At 70.3% G+C, this 15,060-nt stretch carries 13 protein-coding genes and 1 pseudogene; 8 read left to right on the top strand and 6 right to left on the bottom strand.

Features of this window, described 5'->3' with window-relative positions:
* Window positions 1-169: 169 nt before the first annotated feature.
* Both ACYVMZ_RS03325 and ACYVMZ_RS03320 read left to right on the top strand, forming a co-directional pair.
* On the top strand, window positions 170-904 hold the full coding sequence (locus ACYVMZ_RS03325; RefSeq protein WP_461075207.1) for a hypothetical protein: 735 nt from the start codon (window positions 170-172) through the stop codon (window positions 902-904).
* A 383-nt stretch (window positions 905-1,287) separates the two neighbouring features.
* Window positions 1,288-2,730 carry an MFS transporter gene (locus ACYVMZ_RS03320; RefSeq protein ID WP_461075205.1) on the top strand — a complete coding sequence of 481 codons (1,443 nt, stop codon included), beginning with the start codon at window positions 1,288-1,290 and terminating at the stop codon, window positions 2,728-2,730.
* A 368-nt stretch (window positions 2,731-3,098) separates the two neighbouring features.
* Here ACYVMZ_RS03320 and ACYVMZ_RS03315 read toward each other — a convergent pair whose 3' ends face one another.
* The 4 genes from ACYVMZ_RS03315 to ACYVMZ_RS03300 form a co-directional block, all read right to left on the bottom strand.
* The gene (locus ACYVMZ_RS03315; RefSeq protein ID WP_461075203.1) at window positions 3,099-3,395 is read right to left on the bottom strand and encodes a hypothetical protein; all 297 of its coding nucleotides are present in this window, start codon (window positions 3,393-3,395) and stop codon (window positions 3,099-3,101) included.
* 202 nt (window positions 3,396-3,597) lie between these two features.
* Window positions 3,598-3,879 (bottom strand): metal-sensitive transcriptional regulator, encoded by a 282-nt coding sequence (locus ACYVMZ_RS03310; protein WP_461075201.1) that lies wholly within the window; start codon window positions 3,877-3,879, stop codon window positions 3,598-3,600.
* A gap of 27 nt (window positions 3,880-3,906) precedes the next feature.
* Complete coding sequence (locus tag ACYVMZ_RS03305) at window positions 3,907-6,171, bottom strand: heavy metal translocating P-type ATPase (RefSeq protein ID WP_461075199.1); 2,265 nt, start codon at window positions 6,169-6,171, stop codon at window positions 3,907-3,909.
* A 96-nt stretch (window positions 6,172-6,267) separates the two neighbouring features.
* A complete protein-coding gene (locus ACYVMZ_RS03300; protein WP_461075197.1) occupies window positions 6,268-6,540 on the bottom strand; it encodes a heavy-metal-associated domain-containing protein in 273 nt (90 codons plus the stop codon).
* Window positions 6,541-6,715: 175 nt separating this feature from the next.
* Between ACYVMZ_RS03300 and ACYVMZ_RS03295 the strand changes: the two genes are divergently transcribed.
* The 6 genes and pseudogenes from ACYVMZ_RS03295 to ACYVMZ_RS03270 all read left to right on the top strand — a co-directional run.
* Window positions 6,716-7,708, top strand: a complete 993-nt coding sequence (locus ACYVMZ_RS03295; RefSeq protein WP_461075195.1) for a hypothetical protein — start codon at window positions 6,716-6,718, stop codon at window positions 7,706-7,708.
* A gap of 828 nt (window positions 7,709-8,536) precedes the next feature.
* On the top strand, window positions 8,537-8,950 hold the full coding sequence (locus ACYVMZ_RS03290) for a hypothetical protein (protein ID WP_461075193.1): 414 nt from the start codon (window positions 8,537-8,539) through the stop codon (window positions 8,948-8,950).
* Window positions 8,951-9,091: 141 nt separating this feature from the next.
* Window positions 9,092-10,234, top strand: a complete 1,143-nt coding sequence (locus tag ACYVMZ_RS03285; protein ID WP_461075191.1) for a PLP-dependent cysteine synthase family protein — start codon at window positions 9,092-9,094, stop codon at window positions 10,232-10,234.
* Window positions 10,231-11,532, top strand: coding sequence for an MFS transporter (locus ACYVMZ_RS03280; RefSeq protein WP_461075189.1), 1,302 nt, complete (start codon window positions 10,231-10,233; stop codon window positions 11,530-11,532). The genes ACYVMZ_RS03285 and ACYVMZ_RS03280 overlap by 4 nt, the downstream gene beginning before the upstream one ends.
* An 80-nt stretch (window positions 11,533-11,612) precedes the next feature.
* Window positions 11,613-11,801 carry a hypothetical protein gene (locus ACYVMZ_RS03275; RefSeq protein ID WP_461075187.1) on the top strand — a complete coding sequence of 63 codons (189 nt, stop codon included), beginning with the start codon at window positions 11,613-11,615 and terminating at the stop codon, window positions 11,799-11,801.
* A pseudogene (locus tag ACYVMZ_RS03270) lies at window positions 11,798-12,607 on the top strand (PAS domain-containing protein); the annotation flags it as partial. The gene ACYVMZ_RS03275 and the pseudogene ACYVMZ_RS03270, both read left to right, overlap by 4 nt.
* 273 nt (window positions 12,608-12,880) lie before the next feature.
* On the opposite strand, the gene ACYVMZ_RS03265 reads toward ACYVMZ_RS03270, so the two are convergent.
* Entirely contained in the window at window positions 12,881-13,672 is a 792-nt protein-coding gene (locus tag ACYVMZ_RS03265; RefSeq protein WP_461075185.1) for an alpha/beta fold hydrolase, read from the bottom strand.
* A 185-nt stretch (window positions 13,673-13,857) separates the two neighbouring features.
* The gene (locus tag ACYVMZ_RS03260; protein WP_461076321.1) at window positions 13,858-15,060 is read right to left on the bottom strand and encodes a thiolase family protein; all 1,203 of its coding nucleotides are present in this window, start codon (window positions 15,058-15,060) and stop codon (window positions 13,858-13,860) included.

The following is a 15,060-nucleotide window of genomic DNA, read 5'->3' as shown; positions in this document are numbered from 1 at the left end:
TCTCACGGGGTGTGCAGCTCCTCCCGAGCTGAGCTGCCGCGGCACTGGCGCGATCGGCCGCGATCAGCCTCATTCGGGTGAAGTGGGCCCGCGTGTCGTGGGACAGCGACTGCATCTGGTGATCCTCACGTACGTCGGTCGGTGACATCGAGAGGACTGGGGACCGTTCATGAGTCCGGATGCGCGGGGTGCCGAAGGGGCGGACACAGCTGACTTCCGGCGACGCGGGCTGACGATCGCCGGCGGACTCATGCTCGGGGGTTTCCTTCTCAATGTCATTCTGACCGCGGCACTGCATCCTTCAGGGGAGGAAGACGACCACCCCGCGATCTTCACCGAGTACGCGGAGAGCAGCAGCTGGGTCGCCGTTCATCTCGGCCAGTTCATCGGGGTCCTGGTGACGCTGAGCGGCCTGCTCGTGCTGTACCGCGTGCTGCGCGGGGCGGGCGGGCCTTTCCTGGTCGCGCAGCTCGGGGCGGCAGCAGCTGTCGCGACTGCTGCGATCTGGGCTGTGCTGCAGGGGCTGGATGGTGTGGGGCTGAAGCAGGCCGTCGACTCGTGGGTCAGCGCGTCGGGCACAGAGAAGGAGATCCGCTTCGCCAACGCCGAGACGGTCCGCTGGCTGGAATGGGGGTTCCAGAGCTACTTCCGGATCATGCTCGGGCTGACCCTTGCGCTCTTCGGGGCTGCGATTCTCGTCAGTCGCCGGATCCCTGGCTGGCTTGGCTGGACGGCCCTTGTCGCGGGCGTGTGCTCTGTGATCTTCGGCGTCGACGTGGGCTACAGCGGCCTGGCCAGTGGACTTCAGGACGTCCTCGGTATCGCCACCTTCATCCTCGTCCTGGTCTTCGCGGTGGGAGTGCTCGCCACCGGAATGCGCGAGCACGGCCGGAATCACCGCTGATCGAAAGCATGCGCGGCAGCGGCCGCTGCGCACATGAATGAATCCCTGATCGATCGGCACTGCAAAGACCCGGCCGGCTGAGGGGTGGCTGAGTCCCTTACAACCGGCTGTTCTCGACGCCGCCGGTGTTCGTGGCTGCGCCGTGAGCTGGAGCGGCGTTTTGAAGGTGGCGCCCTCGACGCTCCTGCGCGCGCCGCTGAGGGCGTTCTGGGCAGCGCCCGATCCGGCCGTAGGTGGGCCGTAGGTGCGAGCGAGGAACCAGAGGGGGCTCGCGGTCGTAGCCGGATGTCCCTGTCTCCACCCTCTTACATACCCCCCATGGGTATGTTACCGTGCAGCCGTCAGATACCCCCAGGGGGTATGTATGGAAGGGGATGGAACCAATGTCAGCCATCAATCCCAGGCGTTGGTGGGCGCTGGTAGTGCTCGCCGCCGCCCAGTTCATGGTGATCATGGACACGTCCATCATCGGGGTGGCGCTCCCCGAGATGCAGAAGGACCTGGGCTTCTCGCAGGGCGAGCTGCAGTGGGTCTTCAACGCCTACGTCATCGCTTTCGGCGGACTGCTCCTGCTCGGCGGACGCCTCTCCGACCTGCTGGGAGCGCGCAAGGTCTTCAACACCGGCTGGGTCGTACTGATCGCCGGCTCGATCGTCGCGGCCGCCGCGCAGACCGCGTGGGTGGAGGTCCTCGGCCGTGCCGTCCAGGGCGTGGGCGGTGCGCTGATCGCTCCCTCGGCCATGACCCTGCTGATGATGCTCTTCGCACACGACCCGAAGGAGCTCGGCAAGGCCATGGCGCTCTACGGCGCAGCCGCACCCGCGGGAGGTACAGCCGGTGTCTTCCTCGGCGGTGTGTTCACCGAGTGGCTGAGCTGGCCGTGGATCTTCATCATCTACGTCCCGATCGGCGTCGCCACCCTGGCGGCCACCAAGCTGCTGCCCGCCGTCGGCAGTCGCCGCGGTGCCGTCGACGTGCTCGGAGCCGCCGCGGTCACGGCAGGCCTGGCGCTCGCCGTCTTCGCCATCGTCCGGGCGCCGGAGGTCGGCTGGGCCTCCACCGGCACCGTGCTCCAGCTGACCGGTGCCGCCGCGCTGCTCGTGCTCTTCTTCGTGATCCAGAAGACCGTGCGCGAGCCGCTGATGCCGCTCGGCATCTGGCGTGTCCCGCGGCTCGGCTCGGCCAATCTGGCGATGACCCTGCTCGGTGCCGCGTGGATCCCCATGTGGTACTTCCTCAACCTGTACCTCCAGCAGGTCCTCGGCTACGGGGCCTTCGCGTCCGGCGCCGCCCTGTTGCCGATGACCGGCCTGCTGATGATCTTCATGACGGCGATCACGGCCAGGCTGATGGCAAAGTTCGGCGCCAAGCCGATGATCGGCGGCGGTCTGCTGGTTCTCGCGGCAGGGCTGCTGTGGCTGTCCGCTGTCGGGCCCACGGGCACCTTCGTGGTCGACGTCCTGCCCGCCTCGCTGGTCGCGGCGCTCGGCATGTCGCTCGCCTACATCCCGGCGATGATGGCCGCGATGTCCGGGGCGCCGCAGGAGCAGGCCGGTCTGGCGTCCGGCATCGTCAACACCACCTACCAGGTGGGGTCGGCGCTGGGTCTCGCGGCGCTGACCGCGGTGGCCACGTCGCAGGGCGCGGGTCAGCTGGGCAACCTGCCCGCGCTGACGGACGGGTTCAGTGCGGCCTTCGTCTGGGCCGCAGTGATCGCCGCAGCCGGCGGACTCATCACCCTGCTGGTGATGCGGAGCGACCAGGCGGCGGCCGCCCCGCAGACCGACGCCACTTCGACGGCACAGGGCGAGCGGGCCGGCGTCTGAAATGCGGTGTCCGCGCCTGGTGCGCAGGTGGAGCAATTGCCGCGACGCCGCATTTCACCAGGACAAGCAGGGAAAGAGAACCGTCGAAGGGCCGTCCGGCACCGGGCAACCGGTGCCGGACGGCCCTTTGTGCTCAAGCCGGACGCCCGTCCGTTCTCAAGCAGGCCGTGGTTGAGCCGAGCCGCTGTCGATTCCGCCTGTCCACCCCTACGGCCGGCTGGTACCTGAACCCCTCGTTCACCGGACGGGGGCTTCCTCTTGTCGGTCGTCTGCTGTTCCGGCTCGTCGCCCAACGGCATGCTGAGCTTCAGGGCGCAGGCCCGCGACGCGGGCGCAGGTCGCCTGGCCAGTGTCGTAGGTGAGCATGGTCACCTCGCACCCGACAGCGGCTTGATGGCAAGTGCCCTGTCCACGATCTCATCGTCGTTGATCGGCAGGCGCACATGCTCTGGCGGGTCGAACATGAGCTGTACCGTCACCTCACCGCGTCGGAGGCCGGTTCTTCGCAGCTCCTCGTCACTGGGGGCGCGCAGCACGGCCTGCTCGGCAAGCGATTCAACGGGCTTCGTGAACGCCGTGGTTCGCTGTCGAAGCTCAGCATTGACCAGCTGGTTGACGAGGCGTTGAGTCGTCCCGATGGTGAAGTTGTCCAGCCCGGCGAGCATCCCCGTTCTGTCGCACTTCGTAGTAGTCGGGCTTACGAGCATCCCCGTTCTGTCGCACCTCATGGTCGTTACCCGCACGTGGATTCGGCCGGCCATCGGGCCCGGGCCGGCTGGTGACCGACCCCCACGGAATCCACAAGGGCGATGAAACAGCGAACCGGGCCCGAGCGGAATGATCCGCTCGGGCCCGGAAGTTCGGTGGTCAGGCCCGTACGAGCCGGGCTATCGCCTGGGATGCTTCACTGACCTTTGCCTGGGCTTGCTCGCCGCCCTCCACGATCGCCTCTGTGACGCAGCCGTTGAGGTGCTCCTCCAGCAGGGCCAGGGCGCAGGACTGGAGCGCGGCGTTGGTTGCGGCGACCTGGGTGAGGACGTTGATGCAGTAGGCGTCCTCTTCGACCATGCGCTGCAGTCCTCGCACCTGGCCCTCGATCCGGCGCAGCCGTCGGACTATGTCGTCCCGTTGGGCGTGGTGTCCGGGCACGGTGGTCTCCCGTTCCTCGTCGGCGGTTCAGCGGTCGGTGGGCTGGAAGCCGCGCAGTCGGAGGCTGTTGCCGACCACGAAGACCGAGGAGAAGGCCATCGCGGCGCCAGCGATCATCGGGTTGAGCAGGCCGGCGGCGGCGAGCGGCAGGGCGGCGACGTTGTAGGCGAAGGCCCAGAAGAGGTTGGATCGGATGGTGCCCAGCGTCTTGCGGGAGAGGCGGATGGCGTCCGCCGCGACCCTCAGGTCACCCCGCACCAGCGTCAGGTCGCCCGCCTCGATCGCGGCGTCCGTGCCCGTTCCCATCGCGAGACCCAGGTCGGCCTGGGCGAGTGCGGCGGCGTCGTTGACGCCGTCGCCGACCATGGCGACCGAACGGCCCTGGCTCTGCAGGCGCTTGACGGCGTCGACCTTGTCCTGCGGCATGACCTCGGCGATCACGTGCTCGGAGGCGATGCCCACCTCCGCGGCGACCGCTTCGGCGACCGCCGTGTTGTCGCCGGTCAGCAGGATCGGGGTCAGGCCGAGGGCGCGCAGGCGCTTGATGGCCTCCGGGCTGGTCTCCTTGACGGCGTCGGCGACCTCCAGGACCGCGCGGGCCTCGCCGTCCCAGGCGACCGCGATGGCGGTACGACCTGCCGCCTCGGCCTCGGCCTTGGCGCGCTGCAGCTCCTCCGGCAGGGACATGGCCCATTCGGCGAGCAGCTTCTCGCGTCCGACCAGGACCGCGTGGCCCTCGACGATGCCTTGGACGCCGAGTCCGGCGATGTTCGCGAAGTCCTCCGGAGTGGGGAGCGTGCCGACGCGTGCGGCGGCGCCGGAGGCGACGGCCTGGGCGATGGGGTGCTCGGAGGAGTGCTCCAGGGCGCCGGCGAGACGCAGGACGTCGTCCTCGTCGGTGCCGTCGGCGGTGTGCACGGCGAGCAGGGTCATCTTGCCGGTGGTGACGGTGCCGGTCTTGTCCAGGACGATGGTGTCGACCTTGCGCGTCGTCTCCAGGACCTCCGGGCCCTTGATGAGGATGCCGAGTTGGGCGCCGCGCCCGGTGCCGACCATGAGTGCGGTCGGCGTGGCCAGGCCCAGGGCGCACGGGCAGGCGATGATCAGGACGGCGACGGCTGCGGTGAAGGCGGCGGTCAGCCCCGCGCCGTTGCCGAGCCAGAAGCCCAGAGTGCCGAGCGCCAGGGCGATCACGACCGGGACGAAGACCGCGGAGATCTTGTCGGCGAGCCGCTGGGCGGCGGCCTTGCCGTTCTGCGCGTCCTCCACCAGCTTGGCCATGCGGGCGAGCTGGGTGTCGGCGCCGACGCGGGTGGCTTCGACCACGAGGCGGCCACCGGCGTTGAGTGTGGCGCCGGTGACGGCGTCTCCGGTGCCGACCTCGACCGGCACGGACTCGCCGGTGAGCATGGAGGCGTCGACGGCGGACGAGCCCTCGACGACCACGCCGTCGGTGGCGATCTTCTCGCCCGGCCGGACCAGGAACCGGTCGCCGACCTTCAGATCACCGACGGGGATGAGTTCTTCGCGTCCGTCACGCAGGACGGTGACTTCCTTGGCGCCCAGCTCCAGCAGGGCCTTCAGCGCCGCTCCCGCCTTCCGCTTCGACCGGGCCTCGAAGTACCGGCCGGCCAGGATGAAGGCGGTGACACCGGCCGCGGCCTCGAGGTAGATGTTCCCGGCGCCGTCGGTGCGGGCGATGGTGAGCTCGAAGGGGTGGGTCATGCCGGGCGTTCCGGCCGTGCCGAAGAACAGCGCCCACAGCGACCACAGGAACGCCGCCGACGTGCCGACCGAGATCAGTGTGTCCATGGTGGCGGCGCCGTGCTTGGCGTTGGTCCATGCGGCCTTGTGGAAGGGCCAGGCGGCGTACGTCACCACAGGTGCCGCCAGCGTGAGCGAGAGCCACTGCCAGTACTCGAACTGGAGCGCCGGAATCATGGCCATCGCGATCACGGGGATGGCGAGTGCGACCGCGGCGGTCAACCGCTGCCGCAGGGGCCGCAGTTCGTCGCTCTCGTCCTGTGCGGGGCCGCTGTCGGCTTCTGGGTCGGTGCGTACCGGCTCGGGCTGGTGCGCGGTGTAGCCGGTGGCCTCGACCGCAGCTATCAGGTCCGAGACGGCGACGTCCTCGCGGTAGGTGACCTTGGCCTTCTCGGTGGCGTAGTTGACGGTGGCCTCGACCCCGTCCAGGCGGTTGAGCTTCTTCTCGATCCGGGCGGCGCACGAGGCGCAGGTCATGCCGCCGATGGCGAGTTCGACCTCGGCGGCGCCGGGCGTGGTGGTGGTCATGTCTGCTCCTCGGAGCTCACGGACGCGATGTGCGAAAGAGGACAGGGAGAACGGGGGCCGCGAGGATGTGCGGCCCCCGCCCGGCTCATGGGTCGTTCAGGCGGCCACGCGGCCGGCGAAGTCGTAGCCGGCCTCGTCGACGGTCTTGGCGATCAGCGCGTCGAGCGCCTCGTCGGGCTCGGCCGCGGTCGTCACCGTGACCAGGCCGGTGCCGATCTCGATGTCGACCGCGGTGACCTCGTCCAGGCCGCCCACCGCATGGGCGACGACGCCCTGGCAGTGGGCACTGCCGATGCCGTCGACCTTGTACGTGGTCTTGATCTCCGCGGTGGTGTGGCAGCTTCCGTTGGGGGTGCAGCAGTTCGACATGGGATCCTCCACAGCTAGCGACTTATACCCCTCGGGGGTATTTGCAACGGCTCCATGTATACCCCTGGTGGGTATGCGGTCGCAAGGGGTGGTCCGGCTTGACTTTATACCCCCTAGGGGTATTTTGAGCTGTGTCGGTCGCACGCCCAGCGGCCCATGGGATGAGGAGCTGGCCATGAATACCGGACTGCGGATCACCGTCTTCGCCGCCGCGCTCGCCACGACCTTCGGCGCCGCCTACGGCGTGGGCGGAGCGGTCGACGCGATCTCGCCCGAGCCGGAGAGCGGCACCCACAATGGATCTGAAGGGCACGCCGCCGGGCACGGCGAAGAAAAGGCGCCCGGGCACCACGAGGCGAAGGGAGGAGGGCACGAGGCGGCACCGCCGGGAGGCCTGGAGATCTCCAGGAACGGCTACACGCTCGACTTGAAGACCCCGCGCATCGAGGCCGGCAAGAAGAGCGAGCTGCGCTTCGCTGTCGTACAGGACGGGACCGGCCGCAATGTCACCGCGTACCAGCGCGAGCACGACAAGGAACTGCACCTGATCCTCGCCTCGCGCGACCTGACCGTCTACCGCCATCTGCACCCCGCACGGGCCGCCGACGGCACCTGGTCCGCCCCCGTGAACCTGCCCAAGGCCGGCGGCTACCGCGTCTTCGCCGACTTCAAGCCGAAGGGCGGCGAGGCGCTCACCCTCGGCGCGGACCTCGCGGCGTCCGGCACGTACGAGCCCGCCGAGCTGCCCGAGCACAACACCACCGCGACGATCGACGGTTACGAGGTGAAGCTCGACGGCGACCTGACCCCCGGCAAGGCCGGTGAACTGACGCTGACGGTGACCAAGGAGGGCACGCCGGTCCGTGACCTTCAGCCGTACCTGGGTGCCTACGGCCACCTGGTCGCCCTGCGCTCCGGTGATCTCGCCTACCTCCACGTCCACCCGAACGGCGAGCCCGGCGACGGTAAGACCCGGCCCGGCCCTGAGATCTCCTTCACGGCTACGGCGCCCAGCGCCGGCCCGTACCGCCTGTTCCTGGACTTCCGGCACGCAGGCGAGGTGCGCACGGCGGCCTTCACGGTGCACGCGGGCGGCGTGGGCGACGAGCCCGAGCAGCCCTCGCAGACCAAGCCCGCCGAGGAGGAAGAGGCCGGGCACGCACACTGAGGCCCCCGGTCCGGCACCGGACTCCGGTGCCGGACCGCGCCCGGCGCTCTGAGTGGGCACCCTTGGGGTGGCCTGCACACTCGCCGCAGCAAACCAGCCATTCACCTGACGAGTTGATCCGGTGTTTCGGGAGTGGTGGTCGAGCACTGCCGAGGAGCCACTAGGATCACGGCATGGTTACGGCTTGGTCGCCCTGGCGCACAGCGAGGACCCGCTCCGGTGTGGGTCCGCTGCCGCGCGTGCTGGCCTTGGCCGTGCTTCTGTTCGGGATCCTCGTGACACACGGCGTGCATGTCGAGAGTGTCAAAGGACACCTCTTCGCCAGCGCGGCGGCACCCGCGGCTTTCTCGGGCGATGACGTTCGCCATCCAGCCGTCGGGCCTGCGCCGCTGTTCGCCGCGGAACCGGACGATCACCACGGCGGTCATGACCCGTCACATCCTGGCGAGCAGTGCGTATCCGGGCAGCCTCAGCAGGGCCCTGGTCCGGCATCGCCCTGCTTCGCAGCGTCGGTTCGCGAATCGACCAGTGCCGACGACGCCTCGATCGGGCGAGCGCCTGTCTCTGGTAGGCCCGGGGACGGTGCCTCACCCGCGGCGCTCAGAGCAGCCTCCGTGGTGCAGCAGGTCTAGAAGTACGGCGTCCCCCAACCGGCCTGCCGATCGTCACCGGTTCGGCTGATGCCGCGCGACGAGCGTCGTGTCCCGTGCTCATGATGGGTCGTCACGTTCGTCGATGCCGTCCTGCCCCCACCCTTGCCTGTGCCTTGCTCCGTACTCGTCGGAGACGTGGCAGCAGCGCGGAGGACCTGTGCCGACACATTCCCGTATGCCTACGCACGCCCCATGGGCCCCATGCGGCTCATCAAGGCGGCGCCGACTCGTCTCGGCGGTCCGCGGCGCCCTGCTGATGGCGCTCATGCTGTGCGCCGTCATCCACGGCCTGTCCGAGGAGACGCACGGGCCGGTGTCCGTCCCCGCCGTCTCGTCGGCGATGGCCGCGGGCGGGGAGCCTCATGAGCCCCACGGCCCTCACCAGGCCGAGGACTGTGCGGCGGACATGATCGTCCGTACCGGGACCCAGTCGGTGGAGGATCTTCCCCTCGGCGCGATGGCCGTGGTCGTACTCATCGCCGTGTCCGTGGTGCTGGGAAGACCCCTCGTACGGCATGAATCTCGCAGACGTCGCAGCGCACGCACCGGCCGCGCGGCGCTTGTCCGCACGTCGCGGTGGCGGATCTAGACCACTCGCTCGCAGCCGAACCGACCCCGTCGGCTGCCGCGCGCCCCTGCTCTGAACGCGGACCCACGGTCCGTCCTGTCGACGTGGCGCGCGAGATGAACCCTCACCGTGCATTCATCGAGCGAGAGTGACAACACAGACATGCAGTCATTGACCAAGGCCGCGGTCAACTCGGGCCAGTCGGCCCTGTCCGGGCTGGTGGGCAACACCCCGCTGCTGCGGGTGTCGGAGCCGCTGGCCCCGGCCGGGCGTGGCTTCTGGGCGAAGCTTGAAGGGTTCAACCCCGGAGGTATCAAGGACCGTCCGGGCCTGCACATGGTGGAGCGGGCCCGGGCCCGTGGTGACCTGCGGCCCGGCGGACGGATCATCGAGTCGACGAGCGGCACCCTGGGCCTGGGGCTGGCTCTGGCCGGAATGGTGTACGGCCACCCGGTCACCCTGGTCACCGACCCGGGGCTGGAGCTGTCCATGACCCGGCTGCTGACCGCGTACGGCGCCCAGGTCAACGTCGTCTCCGAGCCGCATCCCACGGGCGGCTGGCAGCAGGCCCGCCGCGAGCGCGTCCAGCGGCTGCTGGAGCAGCACCCCGGCTCCTGGTGCCCTGACCAGTACAACAACCCCGACAATGTCGCCGCCTATACCCCACTGGCCCTTGAACTCGCCTCCGAGATGGGCCACATCGACGTACTGGTGTGCAGCGTCGGCACCGGCGGCCACTCGGCCGGCGTCTCCCGGGTCCTGCGCCAGCTCTACCCGGAGCTGACCGTCGTAGGCGTGGACACGACCGGCTCGACGATCTTCGGCCAGCCCGCCCGGCCCCGGCTGATGCGCGGGCTCGGCTCCAGCATCTACCCCCGCAACGTCGCCTACGAGAACTTCTCCGAGGTGCACTGGGTCGCCCCGCACGAGTCGGTGTGGACGTGCCGCCAACTGGCCGCCTCCCACTACGCCACCGGCGGGTGGAGTGTCGGCGCGGTCGCGTTGGTGGCCGGCTGGCTGGCCCGGACGATGCCCGCGGACGCGCGGATCGTCACGATCTTCCCCGATGGCCCGCAGCGTTACCTGGGAACGGTCTACGACGACGACTACTGCGCCGCCCACGGCCTTCTGGACTCCCCACCGGCGCCCGAACCGGAGCTGATCGGCCGCCTGGACGAGAAGGAGGTCACCCGCTGGACCCGGTGCACCACCGTGGTCGATCCCCTCACCCTGCCAGGCACGGAGCAGGACGTCGCCGAGGGCGTTCCCGCCGTCGAGTCCGACTCTGCGGAGGAGGACCGGTGAAGGGGCTGCTCACCCAGGTTCGGTCGTACGAACGCAGCGTCCAGCTGTTGATGGTGAACCAGTTCACCATCAACCTCGGGTTCTACATGCTCATGCCCTACCTGGCCGCCCACCTCTCCGGCACCCTCGGGATGGCCGGCTGGATCGTCGGACTCGTCCTCGGCGTACGGAACTTCAGCCAGCAGGGCATGTTCCTGGTCGGCGGCACGCTCGCCGACCGGCTCGGCTACAAGCCGATGATCGTCGCCGGGTGCGTGCTGCGCACCCTCGGCTTCGCGACGCTCGGACTGGTGGACTCACTGGCCGCGCTGCTCGCCGCGTCCGCGGCCACCGGGCTGGCCGGTGCGCTGTTCAACCCCGCCGTACGGGCCTACCTCGCGGCCGACGCGGGGGAGCGCAGGGTCGAGGCGTTCGCGTTGTTCAACGTGTTCTACCAGGCAGGCATCCTGCTGGGCCCGCTGGTGGGCATGGTGCTGACCGGGGTGGACTTCCGCGTCACCTGCCTGGTGGCGGCTGGAATCTTCGCACTGCTGAGCGTCGTACAGATCCGCGCGCTGCCCGCCCGGCGGGCCGAGGACGCCAAGCTGAAGAACGGTGACGGCGGCCAGGGCATGCTCGCCCAGTGGCGCGGCATCCTCGCCAACCGGCCGTTCCTGCTCTTCTCCGTCGCCATGATCGGTTCGTACGTCCTGACCTTCCAGGTCTATCTGGCGCTGCCGCTGGAGGTGCGCCGGCTCGGCGGTGACGGGGAGTTCGGCACGGCGGCGGTGGCGGTGCTCTTCGCGGTCTCCGGGCTGAGCACGATCCTCGGTCAGACGCGGGTGACGGCGTGGTGCAAGGCGCGGTACGAGCCCGGGCAGGCGCTCGTGCGCGGGCTGGCGGCCATGGGCCTGGCCTTCGTCCCGCTGCTGCCGGCCACCGCCGTGCCGGTACCGGAGTCCGGGATCGGCCTGTGGCTGCTCGCGGCGGTTCCGCCGACGCTCGCCGCGCTGCTGCTGGCCATCGGCACGATGATCGCGTATCCGTTCGAGATGGACACCATCGTCCGCCTCTCCGGTGACCGCCTCGTCGCCACCCACTACGGGCTGTACAACACGATCTGCGGCATCGGCATCACCGTCGGGAACCTCGGCACGGGCGCCGCGCTCGACGCCGCGCGGGCGGCCGGGATGCCCGAGCTGCCGTGGATCACGCTGATCGCGCTCGGCCTGGCGTGCGCGGCCGCTCTGTACGGGCTGCATCGCACCGGCCGACTGGCGGCGCAGCCCGCTTCCGAGCCGCTCGCCGCGACCGTCTGACCCACCGGTCCTCAGGCCCGGGGGCGGGGCACCGCATGGTGTCCCGCCCCTGCTGGGTCCTGCCTTTTCCAGGAGATTCGATGCCCGCCCCTGCTGTTCCCTCTCCCGAGCGGACCCCGTTGCAGCTCCGACCCTTCCGGGCGGTGCGCTACGACGCGGACCGTTTCGGTGACCCGTCCGAGCTCCTCGGCCCGCCCTACGACGACCTTGATGCCTTCCAGCAACGCGACGACGCCATGGCCACACCCCCCGCGAAAGGGGCGAAATGAGAAGATTGTCGTGGGGCCGTTTCGCCGTCGAGGTGAGATGCCAAAGCGGCTTACCGAGAGGAAAAGGGGCGGTGAAGATGCGCGGCCTTTCCGCTCCTGGAGACCGGCCGGATGATCCGCTCGACGCCGTCCATCCGGCAACGGCGACCGTCGATGAGCGGGGCGTCGTAACCGGGTGGAGCCAGGGCGCCTCGCGCCTGCTCGGCTACAGCCGCGAAGAGGTGGTGGGGCGGGCGGCGGCCCGCCTGCTCGCGGAGGATGTCACCGAGACGGCCACGCGGCCCCTGTCCGGTCGTGAGACCTGGAAGGGCCGGATAACGCTGCGTCACCGCGATGGCCACTGTGTGGAGGCGGACCTGCTCGCGCACCGTCGGGCGGCGGCGGACCGGGCCGATTGGCTCGTGGTGTGGACGGCCGCACGCCGACCGGCCTCGCCTGTGAGTGACGCGCTGGTGCGGTCGGGGTTCGACCAGTCGCCGTGCATTCTGGCGATCTACGACACCGATCTGCGGTCCGTACGGGCGAACGCCGAAATGCAGAGAACAGTGGCTCTCACCGACGAACAGATGCGCGGGATGCGCATGCCGGAGATCGTGCCGGACAGTCCGGAAGCCGAGAACACCGAGCGGGCCATGCGGCTGGTGCTGGAGACGGGCGAACGGCAGCACCTGGAGCACGTCCTGCGAGTCCCGGGCGAGAGTCGCGAGCATGCCTGGTCGGTGTCCCTGGCCCCGCTGAAAGACTCCTCCGGCCGGCTGTGCGCAGTGGGCTTCGCCGCACGTGACATCACGGAGCAGTACGAGGCCCGGCAGCGGCTGTTGCTGCTCAACGAGGCCAGCAGCCGCATCGGCAGCACCCTGGACATGGCGCGCAGCGCACAGGAGCTGGCCGATGTGGCGGTTCCCCGGCTCGCGGACTTCGTCACCGTGGATCTGCTCCTCTCCGTGGAGGGCGGCGGGGAGCCGCCCACCGGCCCGCTGACCGGCCCGATCACCATGCGCCGCGTCGCTCTGCGGTCCGTCCTCGAAGGTGCCCCGGAGGCCGTGGTCGAGCTGGGAGGCGCAGCTACCTGCCGGGGTTCAACCCCTGTCGGACGCCGTGATGTGGGCGGTCAGCGCCATTTCCACGGCAAGGGGCTCTTCCACGGCGAGGTGTCCGGTGCTGACGACCTTCAAGGTGGCCCCTGGTATGCCGCTCGCGAGTTCCTGGGCGTGGTGCACAGGAGTGGCCAGGTCGTGGGCGCCGCCGATGACGAGGGTGGGGGCCTTTATCCGCGCCAGGCCGGGCCGGATGTCGTAGGCGGCGAGGGCGTCACAGCAGGCCGCGTAGCCGGCGGGGTCGGCGTCGGCGAGGCCCTTCAGCAGGGCACGGCCCCTGGGGGTGGTGGCGGTGCGGGGATCGGCGAACCATCGGTCGGGGCTGGTCGCGAGCAGAGGTGCGGTGCCCTTGAGGCGTACGAGTGCGGCACGCTGCCGCCAGGGCTCCGGTGCGCCGAAGTGGGCGGAGGAGCAGACCAGGCTGAGGGAAGCGACGCGTCCGGGGTGGTGGACCGCGAGGTGAGCGCCGATGGCCCCGCCCAGGGAGATGCCCGCGTAGTGGAACCGGTGGTGGCCGTGGTGGTCGACGAGGTCGAGGACGAGTGCGGCGAGGTCCTCCACCGTGGTACCGCCGGGCTCCGGGTCGCGCAGCAGATCGGCCGGGCTGCCGCCGTGGCCGGGCAGGTCGAAGCGCAGCACGTGGAAGGTGTCGGCCAGAGCATGCAGGTGGGGTCCCCAGACGGTCATCGAGGTGCCCAGCGAGGGACCGAGGACCAGCAGGGGCGCTTCGGGCCGGCCTGTCAGGTGGTGGTGCAGCAGTCGGGCGGGGGGCACGGCGGCTCCTACGGCGGTGGAGAAGACGGGGACGGGGCGGGGACGGGGCGCGGACGGGTGTGAGGATGCGGGCCGGCGGGGCGCGGACGGGGCGCGGACGGGTGTGAGGATGCGGGCCGGCGGGGCGCGGACGGGGCGCGGACGGGCGTGAGGATGCGGGCCGGCGGGGCGCGGGCCCGGGCGCGTCAGCGTTCCAGGACGAGGGCGAGGCCCTGGCCGACGCCGATGCACAAGGTGGCCACGCCGGTGCCCGAACCGGCGGCCTTGAGCTGGTGGGCCACGGCGCCGGCGAGGCGGGCGCCGGACGCGCCCAGCGGATGGCCGATGGCGATCGCGCCCCCGCGCGGGTTGAGGATCGCCGGGTCGAACGCGGGCCACTCGGCGACGCAGCCGAGGACTTGGGCGGCGAACGCCTCGTTGAGTTCGAGGGTGGTGAGATCGGCGAAGGTCCTGCCCGCCTTGGCGAGCGCCCGGTTGACCGCCTCCACGGGCCCGAGGCCGAAGTAGTGCGGTTCGATGGCGGTGACGGCGGAGGCGCGGATGCGGGCGAGTGGTTCGCGGCCGCAGGCCTTCAGACCGTCGGCGTCGACCAGCAGCAGCGCCGCGGCGCCGTCGTTGAGGGGGGAGGCGTTGCCCGCGGTGACCGTTCCCCTCTCCGTACGGAACGACGGCTTCAGTTGGGCCATCGCGTCCTGGGAGGCGTGGTCGCGTACGCACTCGTCACGGTCCAGGACCAGCGGATCGCCCTTGCGCTGCGGGATCTCGACGGGCACGACCTCCGCGTCGTACAGGCCGTCCTTCCAGGCGCGTGACGCCTTGGCGTGGGAGGCGAGTGCGAAGGCGTCCTGCTGCTCGCGCGTGATGCCGTGCTTCTCGGCGATCAGCTCGGCGCTCTCACCGAGCGGGACGGTCCACTGCGGCTCCATCGCCGGGTTGACCATGCGCCAGCCGAGCGTGGTGGAGTACAGCTCGGTGTGCCCGGCCGGGAAGGGCCGGTCACTCTTGGGCAGGACGTAGGGGGCGCGGGTCATCGACTCGACGCCGCCGGCCAGGGCGATGGAGACGTCGCCGAGTGCGATGGCCCGCGCGGCTTGGACGACCGCCTCCAGTCCGGAGGCGCACAGCCGGTTGACCGTGACGCCGGGCACGCTCACCGGCAGGCCCGCCAGCAGTGCCGCCATGCGGGCCACGTTCCGGTTCTCCTCACCGGCGCCGTTGGCGTTGCCGAAGAAGACGTCGCCGATGCGGGCCGGGTCGAGGCCGGGTGTCCGGGCGAGCAGGGCCCGGATGGTGTGGGCGGCCAGGTCGTCCGGACGGACGGAGGCGAGAGTGCCGTTGTACTTGCCGACCGGGGTACGGACGGCGTCCACGATGTAGACGTCACGCAG

The organism is Streptomyces deserti (genome assembly GCF_054782695.1).
Note: the sequence above shows the minus strand (reverse complement) of the source record. Positions and strands in the feature narration are given on the sequence as shown.